General features: G+C 54.1%; 20 protein-coding genes. 15 read left to right on the top strand and 5 right to left on the bottom strand.

The features are described 5' to 3' along the window. From ulaA to PAG01S_RS22270, 4 genes are all read right to left on the bottom strand, one after another. On the bottom strand, nucleotides 1–1,015 hold a 1,015-nt coding region (gene ulaA, locus PAG01S_RS14945; RefSeq protein WP_062759314.1), incomplete at its 3' end, for a PTS ascorbate transporter subunit IIC. A 39-nt stretch (nucleotides 1,016–1,054) separates the two neighbouring features. Then, nucleotides 1,055–1,327 (bottom strand): PTS sugar transporter subunit IIB, encoded by a 273-nt coding sequence (locus PAG01S_RS14940; RefSeq protein WP_010247066.1) that lies wholly within the window; start codon nucleotides 1,325–1,327, stop codon nucleotides 1,055–1,057. A gap of 48 nt (nucleotides 1,328–1,375) precedes the next feature. Beyond that, complete coding sequence (locus tag PAG01S_RS14935; RefSeq protein ID WP_033760508.1) at nucleotides 1,376–1,825, bottom strand: PTS sugar transporter subunit IIA; 450 nt, start codon at nucleotides 1,823–1,825, stop codon at nucleotides 1,376–1,378. A 35-nt stretch (nucleotides 1,826–1,860) separates the two neighbouring features. Further along, nucleotides 1,861–2,100 carry a hypothetical protein gene (locus tag PAG01S_RS22270; protein WP_140417618.1) on the bottom strand — a complete coding sequence of 80 codons (240 nt, stop codon included), beginning with the start codon at nucleotides 2,098–2,100 and terminating at the stop codon, nucleotides 1,861–1,863. Nucleotides 2,101–2,400: 300 nt separating this feature from the next. Here PAG01S_RS22270 and PAG01S_RS14930 point away from each other — a divergent pair, with 300 nt between their 5' ends. From PAG01S_RS14930 to PAG01S_RS14860, 15 genes are all read left to right on the top strand, one after another. After that, nucleotides 2,401–3,135: a GntR family transcriptional regulator gene (locus PAG01S_RS14930; protein WP_010247068.1), complete on the top strand. Its 735-nt coding sequence runs from the start codon at nucleotides 2,401–2,403 to the stop codon at nucleotides 3,133–3,135. 549 nt (nucleotides 3,136–3,684) lie between these two features. Beyond that, entirely contained in the window at nucleotides 3,685–4,683 is a 999-nt protein-coding gene (locus tag PAG01S_RS14925; RefSeq protein ID WP_033780263.1) for an MsnO8 family LLM class oxidoreductase, read from the top strand. Between the two features lie 23 nt (nucleotides 4,684–4,706). Beyond that, complete coding sequence (locus PAG01S_RS14920) at nucleotides 4,707–5,858, top strand: amidohydrolase (protein ID WP_061902168.1); 1,152 nt, start codon at nucleotides 4,707–4,709, stop codon at nucleotides 5,856–5,858. 80 nt (nucleotides 5,859–5,938) lie between these two features. Beyond that, nucleotides 5,939–7,252: an LLM class flavin-dependent oxidoreductase gene (locus PAG01S_RS14915; protein WP_062759313.1), complete on the top strand. Its 1,314-nt coding sequence runs from the start codon at nucleotides 5,939–5,941 to the stop codon at nucleotides 7,250–7,252. 11 nt (nucleotides 7,253–7,263) lie between these two features. Continuing rightward, nucleotides 7,264–8,205, top strand: a complete 942-nt coding sequence (locus tag PAG01S_RS14910) for an ABC transporter substrate-binding protein (RefSeq protein WP_062759311.1) — start codon at nucleotides 7,264–7,266, stop codon at nucleotides 8,203–8,205. Between the two features lie 10 nt (nucleotides 8,206–8,215). Further along, nucleotides 8,216–8,734 (top strand): GNAT family N-acetyltransferase, encoded by a 519-nt coding sequence (locus tag PAG01S_RS14905; protein ID WP_010247073.1) that lies wholly within the window; start codon nucleotides 8,216–8,218, stop codon nucleotides 8,732–8,734. 9 nt (nucleotides 8,735–8,743) lie between these two features. Next, nucleotides 8,744–9,670, top strand: coding sequence for an amino acid ABC transporter permease (locus tag PAG01S_RS14900; RefSeq protein WP_010247074.1), 927 nt, complete (start codon nucleotides 8,744–8,746; stop codon nucleotides 9,668–9,670). Next, nucleotides 9,654–10,448, top strand: coding sequence for an amino acid ABC transporter ATP-binding protein (locus PAG01S_RS14895; protein ID WP_062759309.1), 795 nt, complete (start codon nucleotides 9,654–9,656; stop codon nucleotides 10,446–10,448). The genes PAG01S_RS14900 and PAG01S_RS14895 overlap by 17 nt, the downstream gene beginning before the upstream one ends. Continuing rightward, nucleotides 10,445–11,344, top strand: a complete 900-nt coding sequence (locus tag PAG01S_RS14890; protein WP_050679335.1) for an ABC transporter substrate-binding protein — start codon at nucleotides 10,445–10,447, stop codon at nucleotides 11,342–11,344. Before PAG01S_RS14895 ends, PAG01S_RS14890 begins: the two co-directional genes overlap by 4 nt. Nucleotides 11,345–11,500: 156 nt before the next feature. Further along, nucleotides 11,501–12,061, top strand: coding sequence for a non-canonical purine NTP pyrophosphatase (locus tag PAG01S_RS14885; RefSeq protein WP_010247077.1), 561 nt, complete (start codon nucleotides 11,501–11,503; stop codon nucleotides 12,059–12,061). After that, nucleotides 12,058–12,852, top strand: coding sequence for an SIR2 family protein (locus PAG01S_RS14880; protein WP_010247078.1), 795 nt, complete (start codon nucleotides 12,058–12,060; stop codon nucleotides 12,850–12,852). The genes PAG01S_RS14885 and PAG01S_RS14880 overlap by 4 nt, the downstream gene beginning before the upstream one ends. A 158-nt stretch (nucleotides 12,853–13,010) precedes the next feature. Continuing rightward, the gene (locus tag PAG01S_RS14875) at nucleotides 13,011–13,355 is read left to right on the top strand and encodes a YebG family protein (RefSeq protein WP_033768961.1); all 345 of its coding nucleotides are present in this window, start codon (nucleotides 13,011–13,013) and stop codon (nucleotides 13,353–13,355) included. A gap of 615 nt (nucleotides 13,356–13,970) precedes the next feature. Continuing rightward, nucleotides 13,971–14,804, top strand: a complete 834-nt coding sequence (gene licT, locus PAG01S_RS14870; protein ID WP_062759307.1) for a BglG family transcription antiterminator LicT — start codon at nucleotides 13,971–13,973, stop codon at nucleotides 14,802–14,804. A gap of 138 nt (nucleotides 14,805–14,942) precedes the next feature. Continuing rightward, the gene (gene bglF, locus PAG01S_RS14865; RefSeq protein WP_062759305.1) at nucleotides 14,943–16,805 is read left to right on the top strand and encodes a PTS beta-glucoside transporter subunit IIABC; all 1,863 of its coding nucleotides are present in this window, start codon (nucleotides 14,943–14,945) and stop codon (nucleotides 16,803–16,805) included. A 12-nt stretch (nucleotides 16,806–16,817) separates the two neighbouring features. Further along, on the top strand, nucleotides 16,818–18,212 hold the full coding sequence (locus tag PAG01S_RS14860; protein WP_033760481.1) for a glycoside hydrolase family 1 protein: 1,395 nt from the start codon (nucleotides 16,818–16,820) through the stop codon (nucleotides 18,210–18,212). A 68-nt stretch (nucleotides 18,213–18,280) separates the two neighbouring features. Here the strand turns inward: PAG01S_RS14860 and PAG01S_RS14855 are convergent, their stop codons facing one another. Then, entirely contained in the window at nucleotides 18,281–19,408 is a 1,128-nt protein-coding gene (locus PAG01S_RS14855) for a Fic family protein (RefSeq protein ID WP_062759303.1), read from the bottom strand. Nucleotides 19,409–19,876: the final 468 nt, after the last annotated feature.

Below are 19,876 nucleotides of genomic sequence, written 5' to 3'. Positions count from 1 at the left end.
GACCGAGAACAAACAGCCCCACCAGGCCACCGACAAAGCTGGAGATAAAGCCAACCAGCACCGCATTCGGGGCGTAGGGGAAAACAATCGGGCAATCCAGCGCCGGTCTGGCTTCCGGAACCAGTTTTTCTGAAAAGCCGGTAAAGGCAGGGACAATTTCAGCCAGGATTAAGCGCACACCCTGCAGAATGATAAAGACACCCGCCGCGAAGGTAATGGCCTGGATAAAGGAGTAAACAAGGTAGTTCTGACCATTGCTGAAATTAGCCTCTACATATTCTTTACCGGCAGACACCGACAGGATTAAGTAGATAATCATCATCGTCAGAGAGATCGAGATGGTACTGTCACGCAAAAAACTGAGGTTTTTTGGCATGTTCATCTCTTCGGTGGATTTAGATCCTTTGCCTACCAAAGAGCCGATCCAGCCTGATAAGACATAGCCAATTGTCCCGGTATGCGCCAGCGCGACATGGTCGCCACCAATGATCTTACGCATATAGGGCTGGGCGATCGCCGGGAAGGTGGCCATCAGAATGCCCAACAGCAGTGACCCGGTGTAAATAAGCTGAATACCTTCAAAACCGGCAACCGATAAAATAATCGCGATCATACAGGCCATATAGAACGTCACATGCCCTGAGAGGTAGATATATTTCAGTCGGGTGAAGCGAGCGACAACGATGTTGGCGACCATGCCGAAGGCCATGATCATCGTGGTAGGCGCACCATATTTTGCCAGAGCGATAGAGACCATCGCTTCGTTATTAGGAATGATGCCCTGAACATCAAACGCATGTTTGAAAATGTCGCCCAGTGGCGTCAGTGAACCGACCAGAACGGTCGCACCGCCTGCCAGCACCAGGAAGCCCAGAATAGTTTTTACCGTGCCCTTGATAACATCAGGAAACGGCTTCTTCTGCGCAATCAGTCCGAAAAATGCCACCAGTCCGACTAATATAGAGGGCACTTTCAGCACGTCGACGACGAACTGCAAAAGATTTTGAGTAAACATATTAACCTCGAGGGTAAGGTGTTTATCTAATTATTAGCGTCACTTTTTCTCAAAATACTCACGTATTTTCTGCTCCACTTCTTTCAGGTCAATGATGTTATTAATGATGATGACCTTCTGTTCAGGAAGGTTTGCGCTATAAGCAATGTCTTTGGCCATAACAAAAACATCCGCCACATCGGGGGTGACAGAGCCGAGATCCGAATGTTCCACTTCAGCTTCAACACCGATCGTTTTAAGCACTTTCTTGATGTTCATTTCCATCATGAAGCTGCTGCCTAAACCTGAACCACACACCGCCATAATTTTCATATCAAACCACATTAACTAATGATTAAAAGTCGCGTTTCAACGGGCAGACTAAACGCCTGATAAAATCGTCATGAGCGCTTCTTTGCTGCTCGCATTGAATATCTGCGCCATGATCTCTTCATCGGACAGCACTTCCGCCAGATGGGAGATCATTTCGATATGGCTATTACTGTCCGGTGCGGCAAACATGAAAATAGCCTTCACCGGGTCGTTTTCTTCGGAGTCAAATTTCACTGCTGTACCCAGCAGCACAATCGACAACCCCAGTTTGTGTGCGCCCTGTTCCGGGCGTGCGTGGGGCATGGCAATCTGCGGCGCGATGACAAAAAAGGGGCCGATCTCCTCTTTTTGCTGAATAATCGCATCAATATAATCCTGCGATATTGCGCCCTCACTGAGCAGAGGACGTCCCGCAATAACTAACGCTTCCTGCCAGTCAGTCACGCTTTCGACGTACTGGATTTTCTCGTTATTTAACCACTTAGCCAGGTGTGACATCGTCTTACTCCTCCTGTTTAAATGCGCAATAAAATTTAACTAAACGCATAAACCGTGTGGCGTTTGCCTGCTCCCGGTTGCGCATAACCCATCTCATATAAAATTTTCTCAACCGGAACAGGGCCTGTTATGCATTCCGATTTTTCATAAATTCCTGAGTATGTACAGTCAGTTTCCCTCAAAAACCCCGTTATCACTTTTTTAGATAAACTTTTTGTCAGCAGAGCGATACAAAAATCGAATGTAGAAAAGGAGGTAACATCCTTAAAAGTCATGATTTTCATGTAGTTATTAAAAAAATATTTTCTCATTGTTCAGATGGGGTTATATTTCACAACGGTCATCACATCTGTACATGTTAAAGGTGTCTAGTCATCCTGATGATGTCCTTCGACGTGTACGGACACAACATGTAAAGTTAAAATATTGCTTATCAGGCTTAACATCAGTGCCAATTTGATAAGTTGATCACATATTCAGCTAGCGGAAGTGGTACTCATCCGGCAATGTCAGGCAGAACTGTACTGACACGGATTAGAGGGAGTCTGTCCTTCACTAAAACGGGAAGAAAGCCAATGGTTGATGGCATTACTGAAAAACAAAAAGAGGTTGTTGATTACATCCTCAATAAAATTAAGGATGATGGCCTTCGACCCGGAGAGAAACTGGATACCGAAATATCAATTGCCAAAAGCATCGGCATTACTCGCGCAACGGTGCGTGAAGCCACACGCATTCTGGTGGAGCAGCAGAGAATTTACCGGGTTAAAGGGTCGGGTATTTTTGTCGGTTCTACGGAGATGAGTAGCCAGGCGAACCGATATCATGTGCTTTCACCTTTTGATTATCAGGCGCAAAGAAATGGTCATAAAGGTGTAAGGAAAATCATATCGGTCAGCATAATCAAGGTTCCTTCTGCTGATATCGCTCAGGCGCTGCGTATTAAAAACAGCGATCAGATCTATAAAATTTTACGCCTGATGTGTTTCGATGACATCCCGGTAGCTCTGGAACATATTCACCTGCCGGTTAATATGTTTAGCAGCATGGAGTTCAGCAAGCTGGAACTGTCAAAATATGCCTACATTGAAGAAGTTACCGGTAAGAAAGTGCAGCTAAGGGACCAGCATTTAACGGCCGTCAATCTTACGGATACACAGTCGCTTACTCTGCTTAATTTAGCTGAAGGGGATGCTGTCATTCAGCTTAATGAAACCGTTTATCTCGACGACGGCGTTCCCTGTGAAGTGAATGTGGCGCTTATCAACACCCGATTTTTCCCGTTGAAACAAAATTCGCAACGGCCTTAGAAAAATAATCTTGTTTCTGGGCTCAATGCTTTGCTGTGCCCGGATATGACCCTATCAGACAGATTGATGCCCGGTTTACACCTCTTATTACAGTAGAGGATCTTAATTCCGGATAATGTATAAGGGCCTGTAATTCATCTGGCAGTTGCAATGAGTATCTCTGACTCAATTACATTCTTCATATGCTTATTTATCTATCTGGCGACCTGTGCTTCACCATCCTGTGAAGAATGTATTTCAATGCTCTGAATTCAGGCTGTTGAAATTCCTGCAATCGCGGCTAACAACTGTCATCTCTCCATACGTAAGACGATTTTCTGCAAACCTTTGCCATCTAACCGATTTTACTCACATGAATATCAGGCATCGAATAGCGTTATACGCAAAATATCGGCCTGATTTCCCGTTTCAGAGCCCGTTTTCCCTCTTTCACTTCTCACTGTTCTCCATTATGACGAAATCAATAATGCATAAAACAATATGATGTTTTACCAATGATCGACTGCGCAGCACACTGGTCTGCAACCGGAATAAACAAGGACCAGGTGAATGGCATATCGATTAAGTCTGTTAGATAAAGCGCCCGTGCTGCAGGGTGAATCACCCACCGCGGCGCTGCAGCGCACGCTGCAGATGGCGCAGCGGGCAGAGGAGTGGGGTTATCACCGCTTCTGGCTGGCGGAACATCACAACACCGCGCAGCTGGCCAGTCCATCACCTGAGGTATTGATTGCCTGGATCATTGCCCAGACCCGACATATTCGCGTCGGATCGGGCGGGGTGATGTTGCAGCACTACAGCCCTTATAAAGTGGCAGAGAACTTTAATCTGCTCGCTTCGCTGGCGCCGGGCCGCATTGACCTCGGCGTGGGCAAAGCGCCGGGCGGACTTCCACTCTCCACCCATGCGCTGCAACAGGGTGTTGATGCCGCTAAAAAAGGGAGCTTTGCCGAACAGCTTCAGCTGCTGGATAGCTGGCTGAAGCCCGGTCAGGCTGATCCTGACGATGAGGGTTTAGCCGCCACGCCACTGCCGTCACGTCCGGCGAACCGTTTTCTGCTGGGTGCCAGTGAAGAGAGCGCCCGGCTGGCCGCCAGTCTGGGCTGGCAGTTTGTCTTTGCCGCTCACCTTAATGGCGACCGCCAGTTGCTGGAGCATGCGCTGAGTACCTACTCCCGCCTGAGCCAGGGTCAGCGCGCCCTGGTGGCCGTGCAGGTGGTGGTAGCCGACTCACCCGCCGGGGCTGACCTGCTGGTAGCCAATCTTCGTCACTATCATGTAGCGGTGAAAGATGGCCCGAGCGTCAACGTTGCCAGTCTGGAACAGGCGGAGCGCTATGTGCGTCAGGGTGGATACCGCGATTATCAGATTGAGCCGCGCACGCCGTCACTTCTGAAAGGCACGGCGGCGCAGGTTCATGCCCAGCTGGACGCGCTGCATCATAATTTTGACATTGATGAGTTTGTTATCGACACGCCGATTACTGAGCCGGTTGCACGTCTGCAGTCACTTGAACTGCTGGCCACGCATCATCTGGTCGCAGCCTGAATCCCCGTCAGTGGAGAGTCATCATGAACCCTGAGTCACAACTGATTGAATGGCGACGCGAACTGCACACCTGGCCGGAGCTGTCGGGTCAGGAGTTCGCCACCACCGCGCGACTGCGGGGCTGGCTGCAGGCGGCGGGCATCCGGCTGCTGGACTATCCACTGGAAACCGGCGTGGTGGCAGAAATTGGCAGCGGAGAGACGGTGATCGCGCTGCGCGCCGACATCGATGCGCTGCCGATCCATGAGGCGAGCGGGGTGCGTTTTCACTCCCGCCATCCTGGCGTGATGCACGCCTGCGGCCATGACCTGCACAGCGCGGTGATGCTGGGTGCGGCGTTACAGCTCAACGCACAGGCCGATCGGTTAGCTGGCCGGGTGCGCATCCTGTTCCAGCCCGCTGAAGAGATAGCGCGCGGGGCGCGTCAGTTCATTGAGGCAGGCGTACTGGATAAGGTGCAGGCTATCTTCGGAATGCACAACGAGCCTTCGCTGCCCGTCGGCACCTTTGCCACCCGCAGCGGGGCGTTCTACGCGAATGCTGACAAATTTATTATTCGCGTCACCGGCAAAGGCGCACATGCCGCGTATCCGGAGCAGGGTGTCGACAGCATTGTGACGGCCAGCCAGATTATCCAGGCGTTACAGGGACTCACCAGCCGCAGTTTCAGTGCCCTGGACAGTCTGGTACTGAGCATTACCCGCATCGACGGCGGCAAAAGCTGGAATGTATTACCCGGCGGCGTTGAGTTTGGCGGCACGGCCCGAACCCACGATTTACAGGTGCGCGCCGAACTGGAACAGCGGGTGCGCACGCTGGTTGAGCACTTCGCCGAAGCCAATGGCGCGCAGGCAACCCTGAGCTGGCATCCTGGCCCGCCAGTGCTGATCAACGATGCGCACTGGGCGACCTTCAGCAGCGAAGTGGCGCAGCAGGCGGGCTATCGGGTGCAGACCGCCGATCTCCATCTGCTGGGGGAGGATTTTGCCTTTTATCTGCAACAGGTGCCGGGGGCGTTTGTCAGCATCGGCAGCGCCAGTGACTTTGGTCTGCACCATGCCAGCTTTACCCCGGATGAGGCGCTGATTGCGCCCGCCGCCGACTACTTCGCCCGACTGGCCCGCCAGGCGCTGCAACATCTTAACGCGCGATGTCGGGAAGCCATTCTGAACTGAATTCATCTGCAACCCGCTAAAGCACGACGGTTCTGACCACCGTCGTCGGGCATCGCTACGACTAAAAAAGAGAGAGCATCATGACCACAAGACAACTTCGGCTGGGTACCATTCTGCATGGCGCATCGGGAAACATGTCTGCCTGGCGCCATCCGGCGGCGCAGGCCGATGCCAGTATTAATCTGGATTACGCCAAAAAAATCGCCCGCAAGGCGGAGCAGGGCAAACTCGATTTTCTGTTTGTCGCCGACGGGTTGTTTATTAACGAAAAGTCGATCCCGCACTTTCTGAATCGCTTTGAGCCGCTGACGCTGCTCTCGGCGCTGGCGGGCGTCACTGAACATCTGGGGCTGGTTGGCACGGTATCGACCTCTTACAGCGAGCCCTTCACCGTGGCGCGTCAGTTTGCCAGCCTTGATCATCTCAGCGGCGGGCGTGCGGGCTGGAACGTGGTGACGTCACCGCTGGAAGGCTCGGCCAAAAACTTCTCGCGTCAGCAGCACCCGGAGCACGCATTGCGTTACCGCATTGCCGATGAGTATCTGCAGGTGGTGAAAGGATTGTGGGATTCGTGGGAGCAGGATGCTTTTGTGCGTGATAAGGCCAGCGGACAATTTTTCGATCCGGCGAAGCTGCACACGCTCGATCATCACGGTGATTTCTTCCAGGTACAGGGGCCGCTGAACATCGCCCGCACGCCGCAGGGTCGTCCGATTATCTTCCAGGCGGGCGCATCCGACGACGGTAAAAAACTGGCGGCGCGTCATGCTGACGCCATCTTCACCCATCAGCCGTCGCGTGAAGAGGCGCAGGCATTTTACCAGGATGTGAAACAGCAACTGGTGGCGAATGGCCGTCAGCCAGACGATTTGCACATCTTCCAGGGTGTCAGCGTGATTGTTGGCGATGATGCCGAGGACGTGGAACGCCAGTATCAGACCACGGCGGCGCTGGTGTCGATTACCGATGCGCTTAACTACCTCGGGCGTTTCTTCGACCATCACGACTTCTCACAGTATCCGCTGGATCAGCCGTTCCCGGATATCGGTGACATCGGTCAGAACAGCTTCCGCAGCACCACCGACGAGATCAAACGCAAAGCACAGCAGCATGGGCATACCCTGCGCCAGGCCGCACTGGAAGCGGCAACGCCACGCCCGCTGTTTCACGGCACGCCGGAAGAGGTGGCGGATGGCCTGCAGCTCTGGTTTGAAACCCACGCCACTGACGGCTTCATCATTAACGGCGGCACGCCCGATACCTTTGAACGTTTTGTCGACCGCGTGGTGCCGATTTTGCAGGCTCGCGGCCTGACGCGCCGCGACTATCCGGGCAGCACGCTTCGTGACAGCTTCGCCCTGAAACAACCTGTTAATCAGTTCACCTCACAATAAGAGCACAAGCCATGAACAAAACATCGCGTCTTATCGCCCTGCTTATTCTGGCGGCCAGTAGCCATGCGCTGGCTGAAGATACCAGCGTCTCCTTTAACGGCCAGCGCGTCAGCCTTGAAGCTAACAAAGCGCCGATCAATACCGTGAAGAATCCGGAGGCGATCGCGCAACTGCCTGCGGGTCATCGTTTTGTGGTGCCGGGTTCCTTTACCGTGGCGGTCGCCGCGCTGAACTCCCCGCCGTTAACGGTGTTTTCCGATGACAACAAAACCCTGCTTGGCAGCGAAGTGGATATTGCCCGGCTGGTGGCTGACAGCCTGGGATTAAAACTCAACGTGGTACCAGCGTCCTGGGAAGACTGGCCGCTGGGTGTGGCCTCGGGCAAGTATGACGCGGCGATCTCCAACATTACCGTGACCAAAGATCGTAAAGAGAAGTTCGACTTCGCCACCTACCGCAAAGATTCACTGGGTTTTTATGTCAAAACCAGCAGCCCGATAAAGTCACTGACCAAAGCAGAAGATATTGCCGGGCTGAGGATCATTGTGGGATCCGGCACCAATCAGGAGGCGATTCTGCTGGCGTGGGATAAAGAGAATCAGGCTAAAGGCCTGAAAGCCTTTACGCCAGTTTATACCAAAGATGATGCCGCACAGACGCTGGCGCTGCAGGCAGGCCGGGCCGATGCCTTCTTTGGTCCCAATGTGATTGGTGCCTGGAAAGCGGCACTGACCGGTAAAACCCGTCTGGTCGGCAGCGTCGATGGCGGCTGGCCCAAAGCGGCGCACATTGCCGTTACCGTGAAGAAAGGCAGCGGCCTGGCGGAACCGATCAGCACCGCGCTGAACGGCGTGATCGGCAACGGTGACTATCAGAAGGTGCTGAACCGCTGGGGTGAAGGTGTTGAGAAGATCGATCGTTCTGAAATCAATCCCGCCGGGCTGGGCGACTAAGGAGCTGACCATGAGTGAATCCACTTTTCGCGAAGTTTCACCCGACGCGCCGGAGTTGCAACCGATCCTGGGCGGCCTGTTTGGCGAATATTCCGCACGCTATGGCGACTATTTTTCCCGTCGTAACGAGCTGGAACAGGAGCTGACCGAATGGTATCTGCCGCCGCAGGGGCTGTTTATCGTGCTGGAGCGTGACGGCGAGATCATCGCGATGGGCGCTTATAAACCCTATGACCCGCAGACCGCCGAGCTGAAGCGCATCTGGACCCGCAGCGATCTGCGTCGTCAGGGGCTGGCGCTGGTGGTGTTACAGGAGCTGGAGCGTCGCGCCTTACAGGCGGGTTATCAGCGGCTGTTTCTCACCACCGGCTTCCGTCAGCCGGAGGCGGTGCGGCTCTATACCGGTCACGGTTATCAGCCACAGTTCGATCTCAGCGGGGATCTGGAGCGTTATGGCCAGCCGCCGCACGACGGACGACTGCGTTTTATCAAAGTGATCGGCGTCTATAACGTCGCCGCGGCAAGTTAAGAGGTGACCATGAGCAAACATCAACATCTGCAGGTGGTGCCGGCACGCTACCCGGCACGCACCGCAGGGGCTATCGTTGCGCTGTTTATCCTGGCAGGCGTGGTGCAGTCAGTGGCCTTTAATCCGCGCTGGGAATGGAGCGTGTTTGCCCGCTGGTTCTTTGACCCGGTGATCCTGCACGGTCTGGGCCAGACGCTGCTGCTGACGCTGCTGGGTACGATATTCAGTCTGTTTCTGGGCGGTCTGCTGGCGCTGGCACGTCTCTCCTCATCGTGGCTGCTGAGTACACTGGCGTGGGGTTATATCTGGCTGTTCAGGTCACTGCCGCTGATTGTGGTACTGATCATTCTTTATAACTTCTCCTATCTCTACGACACCCTGTCTGTCGGCATTCCGTTTACCGGCCTCTCCTGGGGGGCGTATCAGACGATTAACGTGCTGGGGCAGTTTCAGGCAGCCGTTATCGGTCTGACGCTGGTGCAGGCGGCCTACAGTGCGGAAATTATTCGCGGCGGGATCCTTGGCGTCGATCACGGTCAGGTGGAAGCCGCGTCCGCGCTGGGTCTCTCCGCCACACGCCGCACCTTCCGCATCATTCTGCCGCAGGCGCTGCGCGCCATTATTCCCACCGCGTTCAACGAGATCATCAGTCTGGCGAAAGGCACATCCGTGGTTTATGTGCTGGCGATGCCGGAGCTGTTCTACACCATCCAGATGATCTACAACCGCAATCAGGAAGTAATTCCACTGCTGATGGTTGGTGCCGCCTGGTATCTGATTATCACCACCGTGTTGTCCGTGATTCAGTACAACGCCGAACGCTGGATGGCCCGCAGCGTCACCCGTGAACCGCAACCGTCGCGCTGGCGACAATGGCGCAACCGCGTCACGCCACTTCATCCGACCGAGGAGATCAGCCATGTCCGAAGCCATTGATTACCGCACCTCACACACTACCGGTGCCATCAGCATCACCGGCGTCAGTAAACGATTTGGTAAACATAAAGCGCTGGATGATGTATCGCTGTCACTGGCACCGGGGTCCGTCACGGTGATCCTCGGGCCGTCCGGCTCCGGTAAATCCACGCTGCTGCGCACCATCAATCATCTGGAACGGGTCGACGAAGGATTTATTCAGATTGATGGCGACTACATCGGCTATCAGCAGCGCGGCAATAAGCTGTATGAACTGAAAGAGAAGGCGATTCTGCGCCAGCGCATCAACGTCGGCTACGTGTTCCAGAACTTCAACCTGTTCCCACACCTCAGCGTGCTGGATAACCTGATTGAAGCGCCGATTGCCCATCGTCAGTTAACGAAACTGGAAGCGATAAAGCGTGCAGGCGAACTGCTGGATATTGTGGGCCTGCGGCATAAAGCCGATGCGTGGCCGCGTCACCTGTCGGGCGGGCAGCAACAGCGCATCGCGATTGCGCGTGCGCTGATGCTCAATCCACGGGTCATGTTGTTCGATGAACCGACCTCGGCGCTGGATCCTGAACTGGTGGGCGAAGTGCTGGATGTAATTAAAAAGCTGGCGCGTTCCGGCACTACGCTGGTGATTGTGACGCATGAGATCGGCTTTGCCCGGGAAGTGGCGGACAACGTGGTCTTTATGGTGGATGGCCGGATTGTGGAGCAGGGCAGCACCACCCAGGTGCTCAATAATCCGCGTCATGAGCGCACCCGACGCTTTCTGGCGCGCGTGTTATGAGGGCATTAACGTTAACGGTTCTGACGCTGCTTCCGGCGCTGGCCTGTTCTGCGGCTGAGAAGCTCGATGTCCTGCAAAACGAGACGCCGATTCATGCCCCGGCCAATCCGCAGGCTATTGGTAAAATTCCGGCCAATTACCGTTTTATCGAACCGGGCACCCTGACGGTCGCTACCTCGGCGACCAACTCGCCGCCGCTGTCGCTGCTGGCGTCTGATAACGTCACGCGGATCGGCAGCGATCCCGATATCGCCCGACTCCTTGCTGATAGCCTGGGGCTGAAGCTCAGGCTGGTTCCGGCTTCCTGGGAGGACTGGCCGCTGGGCATCAGCGCCGGACGCTATGATGTTGCGATGTTCAATATTGCCGTGACCGAAGAGCGCAAGAAGAAGTTCGATTTTGCGACGTATCGCGCCGACAACCACGCTTTTGCGGTGAAAAGCGACAGTCATATCAGCAAGATTAATAGTCCGGCGGATATTGCCGGTAAGCGGATTATCGTCGCCTCGGGCACCAATCAGGAGCGTATTTTACTGAGCTGGGATGAGCAGAACCGGGCTAAAGGTTTGCCTGCGGTAACGCCGATTTACCTGACTGATGATGCCTCCGCGACGCTGACGCTACTGTCGGGACGGGCAGATGCGATGTTTGGCCCTCACTCGATGGCGGCCTGGAAAGTGGCGTCACGCGGACAGACAAAGCTGGTTGGCAGCGGACCGTTTCGCGCCTGGGTAGCCGTGACCACCAAAAAGGGCAATGGCCTGGCACCCGCGCTGCAGGCTGCGCTGGATGGCACCATCGCAGGCGGGCAGTATCAGCAGGTGCTGGCACGCTGGGGCGAACAGGATGAGGCCATCACTCAGTCCACGGTGAATCCACCCGGCATTGTTTACTGAGTCTGCAGAACCGGCTCGCCTGCTGCGGCCGGTTCTGCGCACTTCAACCTGATGAGCACAGAATTGAACTACACTCTCCAGCGTTAGTGATTTATCCTGCCCGCCTGTTTCCGTAAAATCCTCACTGCGTGGCGGAGTAATTGACCTGGAAGCCCCATGAAAATCAGATTCCTTTCTGCCAATGAGCAAAAGCTGGCGGAGGTGCGCAAAATACTCGAACCTGTCGGGGTCGAAGTTCTGCCCATCGCCCGTCGCATCGAAGAAATTCAGACTGAAAACGAACTCGACCTGGTGCGTGACAAACTGACCAAAGCCTTTTCGCTGATTGGGCGACCGCTGTTTGTGGAGCATACCGGCCTCTATCTGGATGGCCTCAATGGCCTGCCCGCCGGTCTGACCCGCATCTTCTGGAACCGCCTGGACGCTGAGCGCTTTACCGCGCTGGTGCAGGGGCTCGACAGCCAGGCCGTGACGGCCAAAACGGTGCTGGGCTACTGCGATGGCCGCAAAATGTACCAGTTTTCGGGTGAACTGCGCGGCACTATCGCCGCGAAACCTGCCGGAACGCGCGGCTTTCAGTGGGACTGCGTCTTTATTCCCGAAGGCTATGAGCAGACGTTTGCTGAAATGGGCGAACTCAAGAATGAGATCTCGATGCGGCGCATCGCGCTGGATCGCTTCGCCACCTTTTTAAAAACCTCGCGGGGCATGGCATGAAACCTGAACTCAAACGCGCCTATGATTCCGGCAAACTGATTCTGTTTGCCGGTGCCGGTATTTCGCGCAATTTTGGCCTGCCCGAGTGGCATGAACTGATTGCGCATCTTGCTAATGAGCTGGGTTACGATCCAAAAATCTTTAATACCTATGGCACGCACCTGTCGCTGGCGGAGTATTACAAACAGAAAAAAGGTTCGCTTGGCCCGCTGCGCAGCTGGATGGATCGCGAATGGCATCGCCCCGATATTGATGTCCGCTCTTCTGAAATTCATACCATGATTACCCAGGGTAACTTTTCGCGTATCTACACCACCAATTACGATCGCTGGCTGGAAGCGGCGCATGAAGCGCACGGCGTACCCTATTATAAAGTGGCAAACGCCGCGGACCTGGTTTCTCTCACTGAAGATAAGCGTCACATCATCAAGCTGCACGGTGATTTTGATGATGACACCTCAATCGTGCTCGATGAGAGCAGCTATTTTGAACGCCTCTATTTTGATTCGCCGCTCGACATCAAACTGACTCACGATGTGATGGGCAACTCAGTACTGTTTGTCGGCTACAGCATCAGTGATTTCAATATTCGCCTGCTGTTTTACCGTCTGACCAAGATGTGGGGCCGCACCGGGCTGGCAACCGCCCGGCCAAAATCGTACCTGTTCACTAACCGTAACAACCCTGTGGCCAAAGAGGTGCTGGGGCAGTGGGGGATCGAGGTGATCGTCTCGGAAGAGGACGATCCCCGTAAGGCATTGGCGATGTTTCTTGAAGAGCTGCTGGTGTAGCCGCCGGCCCTCGCGGCGGAGAATGTGTCAGGAAAAATGGAAAAAGCCTGTGCCAGGTTAAGGTTAGCCCGTGCACAACCGATAAACTCTATTCTCTGCTGGCAAAGCAGGATCGGCATGATATACTGTATGCATACACAGTACCTGAGGGCGAGAAGATGGCTGTTGAAACAAAATTTGTAGTAGTCAGAAAGGGTGAAGAGAAGATGACGTTTGCCAATAAGAAAGAGGCCGATGCCTACGACAAAATGCTCGATATGGCCGAAGCCTTCACCGACTGGCTGTTACAGCATCAACCTGCACTGGATGAATCTCAGGCAGAAACGCTGGGCCTGCTGATTGCAGAGCAAAAAGATGCGGTTCAGCATATTCTGCGCACCAGCAAACTGCCGGAAGCGGCAGCAGCACCCGTCTCTCAGCCAGAAGCTGTCTCAGACGATAGCGCGGATGAGTCGCAGGAAGAGCCTGCTGCAAAGAAAGTACGCGCCGTTAAAGCTGCGTAATCTCAACAGCGCCGGAAGCGAACCTTCCGGCGTTGCTGTTTCTGAATAGCGGTTTGAGCTGTTCTCCTGCTAACTTTTTTACAGATAGTCTTCCTTCCACTCTTTTACCCTGCATAACGGGCTCTGACGCTCAACAGAACGATTTCACACATTAAGGGCTTTTCGTCCGATAAATCAAAACATTGTGATCAGTGACAAAAGCGTTCAAAGCGGTGTGTTTTTAGTCGCTAAATGGCAGTTAATGAACACTGCAGTCCATTAGTCGCTTTTTCAGACGACCTTCCTCGCATGACCATCTTCTTTCAATAACGTGAGTTTTCATTCCACTGAGCGTCATACCCCTTTTGCTGCCCGGAACCGCACCCCCGGCTTTAATACTGGTCTCGTCCGGCGGGTATCGCCACACGCAGGATGCATGGGTGACTGAACTCAACAAGGTAGTCACTTTTTAAGTTAATAAGAGGATTTCGATCGCTGTCACGCTTTTTGCCCTGACAGATTGAGGTCACGACTAAAACTGATAGAGTTCCCGAACTGGATTGTTACTGCTTAGGCAGGCAAAACCTGACTTCTGGCCTCTGTCGGATGTCAGGTTTTTTTGTTTCTGGGGTTCCGATGAAAATCGCCAAAATTCTTAATAACAACGTGGTGATGGTTCAGGATGAGCAGGGACGCGAACAGGTCGTGATGGGGCGTGGACTGGCTTTCCAGAAGCGCATCGGTGACAGTCTCAACGCTGCGCACATTGAGAAGGTATTTGCGCTGCAAAGTGATCTGCTGGTACGTCGTCTGGAGGAGTTGTTATACCAGATCCCTCCTGAAGTGATGACCACCTGCGACCGCATTATTGATCTGGCAACACAACGTCTGGGGACATTGCAGGAGAGCCTGTATATCACGTTGACCGACCACTGCTACTTTGCCATTGAAAGGCAGAAAAAAGGTCTGGCAATTAAAAATGTGTTGCTGTGGGATATCAAACGCCTCTACCCCAAAGAATTCGAACTGGGTCAGGAGGCCAGGGCTATCATTTCACGTCGTCTGAATGTCGAACTGGCGGAGGATGAAGCCGGATTTATCGCGCTACATCTGGTGACGGCGCAGCTCAATAATGAAATGCCGGAAGTGATGCATGTCACCCGGGTTATGCAGGAGATTCTGCAACTGGTGAAGTATCAACTGCAGCTGGAGTACATCGAATCGTCGCTGAGTTACCAGCGTTTTGTCACTCATCTGAAGTTTTTTGCTCAGCGGATGCTGACGCGTACCGTGGTGGACGATGACGATTTATCGCTGCATACAGCAGTAAAAGATAACTATCCCAAAGCCTGGAAATGTGCGGTGAAAATCGCGCAGCATCTGCAACAAAGCTATCAGCGTGATCTGACTGCAGAAGAGATCATGTTTCTCGCCATTAACATCGAACGGGTGAGAAAAGAGGGGCAATAAGCTCTATAAACCGGATTGTTACTGCTTAACGCAGGCAAAACCTGAGCGCGAACTCTGAAAGGAGGCCGTTCTCAGGTTTTTTTTCATTTTTGGCTCAGTTAACTGATGTCCGCAGGCATCGGTTGTAAGGAAATCGAGATGGAATATCACACGCTGGCGCAGGATATCCTCAGCCATATTGGTGGCCGGGAGAACATCGTTAGTCTGGTTCATTGTGCCACCCGGTTACGCTTCAAACTGAAAGACAACCATAAAGCCGATGCTGAAGGACTGAAGAAAAATCCGGGCGTTATTATGGTCGTTGAAAGCGGCGGGCAGTTTCAGGTGGTGATTGGCAACCACGTTCATGATGTCTGGCAGGCTGTGCGTAGTGAAGCGGGCCTGGCTGATGAGCTTTCTGCAGCAACAGAAGGGGAAAAGACCGGGGGTAATGTTTTCAACCATCTGATCGACATTGTGTCAGGCATTTTTACCCCGTTTATCGGCATTCTCGCCGCCTCAGGGATCCTAAAAGGTTTACTGGCGCTGGCCGTGGTCTGTGGCTGGCTTTCTGTTGAAAGTGGAACGTATAAAATCTGGTTTGCAGCCAGTGATGCCCTGTTTTTCTTCTTTCCTCTGGTGCTGGGCTACACCGCCGGGAAGAAATTTGGCGGCAATCCCTTTATTACCATGGTGATTGGCGGGGCGCTGACCCACCCGACGATGATTGCAGCTTTTAATGCCAGCCAGCAGTCCGGTGAAATGACGGACGCGTTTCTCGGCATCCCTGTAACCTGGTTTAATTACAGTGCGTCGGTTATCCCGATTATTCTCGCTGCCTGGGTAAGTTGCTGGCTGGAAAGACAGAGCAGCCGGCGACTTCCCGCCTCCATGAAAAACTTCTTTGCGCCACTGATCTGTCTGAGCGTCACCGTGCCGCTGACCTTCCTGGTGATTGGCCCACTGGCCACAGGCTTAAGTCAGATACTGGCAAACGGTTACCAGTGGATTTATGCGCTGGCACCCTGGCTGGCTGGTGCCGCCCTGGGCGCGTTGTGGCAGGTCTGTGTGATTTTTGGTTTGCACTGGGGACTGGTGCCACTGATGATCAACAATCTTGCCGTACTGGGGCATGACTCAATGCTGCCCATGCTGTTGCCTGCTGTCATGGGCCAGGTTGGCGCGGCGCTGGGGGTGTTTCTGCGCAGTCGGGATGCACGACAGAAGATGCTGGCGGGTTCATCCGTGACCGCAGGGATCTTTGGTATCACTGAACCGGCTGTCTATGGCGTTAATCTGCCGCTGCGCCGTCCCTTTATCTTTGGCTGTGTGGCGGGGGCTATTGGCGGTGCCATTGTCGGCTTCAGCAGCACCCACGTTTATTCATTTGGTTTTGCCAACATTTTTACCATCGCACAGATGATCCCACCTGGCGGTGTGGATTCCACGTTATGGGGCGGTATTGCCGGGACGCTACTCGCGCTGACACTGGGTTGCGGCATGACGCTGGTAGCGGGCATGCCCCGAAACACGGCGCCAGACGCAGCGCTCCCGATTACCACTGGCGAAGATGACATTCTGTCACCGATGACGGGCACCGTTCTGGGGCTTGGTCAGATTCCCGATCCAACCTTCGCCAGTGGCCTGCTGGGACAGGGTGTGGCCATCATCCCTTCTGATAATAAAGTCATTGCGCCTTTTGCGGGAGAGGTGGCCTCCCTGTTTCAGACCCGTCACGCCATAGGGCTGCTGAGTCACAGCGGGATTGAGCTGTTGATCCATGTGGGTATCGATACCGTCAGGCTCGACGGCAAACCTTTCACGGCACATGTAAAAGTGGGCGACACGTTCAGTGCCGGCGATCTGCTGCTGGAGTTCGATCGTCAGGCCATTCTCGATGCCGGATATGACCTGGCAACACCGATCATTATCACTAACAGCGATGAGTATCCTGAGGTGATGACCGTGGCAGGGACTGCGGTCACTGCAGGTACGCCTTTACTCAGCGTCACTCGTCAATAAAAGGAGAACAGGATGAAAACTTTCCCGGATTCATTTTTATGGGGCGGTGCTGTTGCCGCTAATCAGGTTGAAGGCGCATGGCGGGAAGAGGGCAAAGGCCTCTCGACCTCTGACGTTCAGCCACAGGGAATTTTTGGCCCGGTATCGGAGCGCGTTGAGGGCAGCCAAAGCCTCAAAGACATCGCGATCGACTTTTACCACCGCTATCCGGACGATATCAGGCTGTTTGCAGAGATGGGGTTCAGCTGTCTGCGGGTTTCAATCGCATGGACGCGCATCTTTCCGAACGGTGACGAGCAACAACCTAACGAGGCCGGTCTGGCCTTTTATGACCGGTTATTCGATGAGCTTGCCGCACATCACATTACTCCACTTGTTACGTTGTCACATTATGAGATGCCCTGGCACCTGGTGAAGCAGTATGGTGGCTGGGGTAACCGCCAGGTGATTGGCTTCTTTGAGCATTATGCCCGTACGGTGTTTGCCCGCTACCGGCAGAAAGTCAGACTCTGGCTGACCTTTAACGAAATTAACATGTCGCTTCACGCGCCGATGACCGGTGTGGGTCTGCCGGAAACCAGCAGCAAAGCTGAGGTGTATCAGGCAATTCATCATCAACTGGTCGCCAGTGCGCTGGCGGTGAAAGCCTGCCGCGAGATTAACCCGGACGCCAGCATTGGCAATATGCTGCTGGGAGGGCTGGTCTATCCACTCAGTTGTAAGCCTGATGATGTGCTGGAAGCGCTGCAGGAGAACCGGAAATGGCAATTTTTTGGCGATGTTCAGTGCCGTGGTGTTTATCCGGGCTATATGTTGCGGTTCTTTCGCGAGAATAATATTCAGCTTGATATCACGGATGCCGATCGCCAGATACTCCAGTCGACCGTCGATTTTATCTCCTTCAGCTATTACATGTCCGGCTGCGTGACCGCCGATGAAGCACTGAATCAGCAGATGCGGGGTAACATTCTGAGCATGGTGCCCAATCCTCACCTGCAGAGTTCTGAATGGGGCTGGCAGATTGACCCGGTGGGCTTGCGGACCTTACTGAATCTGCTGTGGGATCGTTATCAGAAGCCGCTTTTTATTGTTGAGAACGGACTGGGCGCCAAAGACATACCGGATGCAACGGGCGTCGTGCAGGATAATTATCGCATTAGCTACCTCAACGATCATCTGGTTCAGGTGCGTGAGGCCATTGACGATGGCGTGGAGGTCATGGGTTATACCAGCTGGGGACCTATCGATCTTGTCAGCGCATCAAAAGCCGAATTGTCTAAGCGTTACGGTTTTATTTATGTTGACCGCGATGATACTGGTGAAGGTTCGCTGGCCCGCAGCCGGAAGAAAAGCTTTTACTGGTATAAAGAGGTCATTGCGACCAACGGGGCTTCACTTAAAGAGTAATTCCCGCACTCAGGAGTACATCACAACGATCGCGATGTACTCCCGGTTAGCAGTTAAAACAGCCCGGTTCAGGGCTTCTCGCGGGAGTTAACCTGATAGCGGGTACTCCTGCCTCCGCCTTCGAGCCGGTAAAGGCAGCCTTTTTCAACCAGATCGGCCAGATGACGGGTCGCGGTGGCTTTACTCACTTTGGCGACCTTCTGGTACTGACTGGCGCTGATCCCCAGTTCGAAACCCTGCTCGCCGCCATCCAGCAGCCGGTTCAACACTTTCACCTGTTCCGGACTCAATCCCATCCCCTGATGCCGCAGCCAGAAACGCGCTTTCATCTGAGTGCGATCGATGACGTTCATCGCCTGTTGCAGACTCTCATCCAGGATATCAAGAAACCAAACCAGCCAGTGGGTGATATCCAGGCCGCCTTTCTGCGTCTGCTCAAGGATGCGGTAATAACCGGCACGCTGCGTCAGAATGGCGGGTGACATGGCATACAGCCGGATGCTCTGACTGTCGGCCTGCGCCAGCGCCAGATCGGTTAAGGCACGCGTGATACGACCATTACCATCATCAAAAGGGTGCAGGGTGACAAACCAGAGGTGGCAGATGGCGGCGCGCAGCAACGGGTCCAGCATCACATCTTGCTGACTGCTGTTGAACCACTCAATAAACTGCGCCAGCTGTGGCTCCAGTCCCTGTCGCGGCGGCGCTTCAAAATGCACCGTGGGACGATCGATGCGACCTGAGATGACCTGCATCGGCTCACTGCCGCGCAGCGTGCCGACGCTCAGGCGCTGCACCGTCCACTCATCGGCCGGGAAAAGCCAGCGATGCCACTGACAGAGACGCTCAGGCGTCAGCGGCTGGCTGCGGTTATTGATGGCATCGAGCATCATGGCAGCCAGGCCTTCTGAACGATCGGAGACCGGATAGGGCTGCTCTTCCGTCACGCCTAACCGACGCGCCAGCGATGAGCGGACCGATTGCACGTTGACCCGCTCCTCTTCAATCGCGGAAGAGGAGAGGATATTGCTGAGCAGTGTATCCAGCGTCTGGGTTTCACTGTCTGAATGCAGGCTGGCACGGCCCAGCAGCAATCCGCGCTGCTGCTGCAGATGGCGCAGGCGCGGTAACAGCACGGCGTCCTGCCACTGAAAATGGGGCCAGTCCGGCTGTTGCCAGATCCAGGTAACGCTCATAATCGGCTCACGCTAAGGGTGGATGAGCCGAATAAAGGAGGTTATTCGGCTCACAGAATGAGTCGATAATAGCGAATATTTGGCTCACAGGCCAACCCGGCTGAAGTGAGGGCAAAAAAAAGGACCCGAAGGTCCTGTTTGCTTAGCGGGAGAACTGCATAAAGGTGTCTGAATAGTAGTGAACGATCCAGGCGACATATGCCAGCCAGACAACCATCCCAACAGCTAATCCTGATTTACCGATCATTGTTCTATCTCCACTGCGATAAGGGGGCTACAGCAACTGTTGACATAAACTGACAGTAATGGCGGGCACCAGTATTGTTGCAGATCAAAAAAAGGCCGTTCATTCGCAGCGCCATAATCCCTTTGCGATCAACTTCCCGTAATCACGCGCTGTGAGACCCCCATCACGGCGGGGAAATGGCCATTAAAGTTCAAAAAAACGCCGCCGATAGATGATCTCAG

Origin of the sequence: Pantoea agglomerans NBRC 102470, from assembly GCF_001598475.1 — a bacterium.
GTDB lineage: Bacteria > Pseudomonadota > Gammaproteobacteria > Enterobacterales > Enterobacteriaceae > Pantoea > Pantoea agglomerans.
Note: the sequence above shows the minus strand (reverse complement) of the source record. Positions and strands in the feature narration are given on the sequence as shown.

Bases quoted from the DNA above. Each gene is read 5' to 3' on its own strand.
- PAG01S_RS14900 (WP_010247074.1), top strand. From the start codon at position 8,744: ATGAGCAAACATCAACATCTGCAGGTGGTGCCGGCACGCTACCCGGCA.
- PAG01S_RS14935 (WP_033760508.1), bottom strand. From the start codon at position 1,825: ATGTCACACCTGGCTAAGTGGTTAAATAACGAGAAAATCCAGTACGTC.
- PAG01S_RS14920 (WP_061902168.1), top strand. From the start codon at position 4,707: ATGAACCCTGAGTCACAACTGATTGAATGGCGACGCGAACTGCACACC.
- PAG01S_RS14875 (WP_033768961.1), top strand. From the start codon at position 13,011: ATGGCTGTTGAAACAAAATTTGTAGTAGTCAGAAAGGGTGAAGAGAAG.
- licT (WP_062759307.1), top strand. From the start codon at position 13,971: ATGAAAATCGCCAAAATTCTTAATAACAACGTGGTGATGGTTCAGGAT.
- PAG01S_RS14855 (WP_062759303.1), bottom strand. From the start codon at position 19,408: ATGAGCGTTACCTGGATCTGGCAACAGCCGGACTGGCCCCATTTTCAG.
- PAG01S_RS14860 (WP_033760481.1), top strand. From the start codon at position 16,818: ATGAAAACTTTCCCGGATTCATTTTTATGGGGCGGTGCTGTTGCCGCT.
- PAG01S_RS14905 (WP_010247073.1), top strand. From the start codon at position 8,216: ATGAGTGAATCCACTTTTCGCGAAGTTTCACCCGACGCGCCGGAGTTG.
- PAG01S_RS14910 (WP_062759311.1), top strand. From the start codon at position 7,264: ATGAACAAAACATCGCGTCTTATCGCCCTGCTTATTCTGGCGGCCAGT.
- PAG01S_RS14895 (WP_062759309.1), top strand. From the start codon at position 9,654: ATGTCCGAAGCCATTGATTACCGCACCTCACACACTACCGGTGCCATC.
- PAG01S_RS22270 (WP_140417618.1), bottom strand. From the start codon at position 2,100: ATGACTTTTAAGGATGTTACCTCCTTTTCTACATTCGATTTTTGTATC.
- PAG01S_RS14885 (WP_010247077.1), top strand. From the start codon at position 11,501: ATGAAAATCAGATTCCTTTCTGCCAATGAGCAAAAGCTGGCGGAGGTG.
- PAG01S_RS14890 (WP_050679335.1), top strand. From the start codon at position 10,445: ATGAGGGCATTAACGTTAACGGTTCTGACGCTGCTTCCGGCGCTGGCC.
- PAG01S_RS14880 (WP_010247078.1), top strand. From the start codon at position 12,058: ATGAAACCTGAACTCAAACGCGCCTATGATTCCGGCAAACTGATTCTG.
- PAG01S_RS14940 (WP_010247066.1), bottom strand. From the start codon at position 1,327: ATGAAAATTATGGCGGTGTGTGGTTCAGGTTTAGGCAGCAGCTTCATG.
- PAG01S_RS14930 (WP_010247068.1), top strand. From the start codon at position 2,401: ATGGTTGATGGCATTACTGAAAAACAAAAAGAGGTTGTTGATTACATC.
- bglF (WP_062759305.1), top strand. From the start codon at position 14,943: ATGGAATATCACACGCTGGCGCAGGATATCCTCAGCCATATTGGTGGC.
- PAG01S_RS14925 (WP_033780263.1), top strand. From the start codon at position 3,685: ATGGCATATCGATTAAGTCTGTTAGATAAAGCGCCCGTGCTGCAGGGT.
- PAG01S_RS14915 (WP_062759313.1), top strand. From the start codon at position 5,939: ATGACCACAAGACAACTTCGGCTGGGTACCATTCTGCATGGCGCATCG.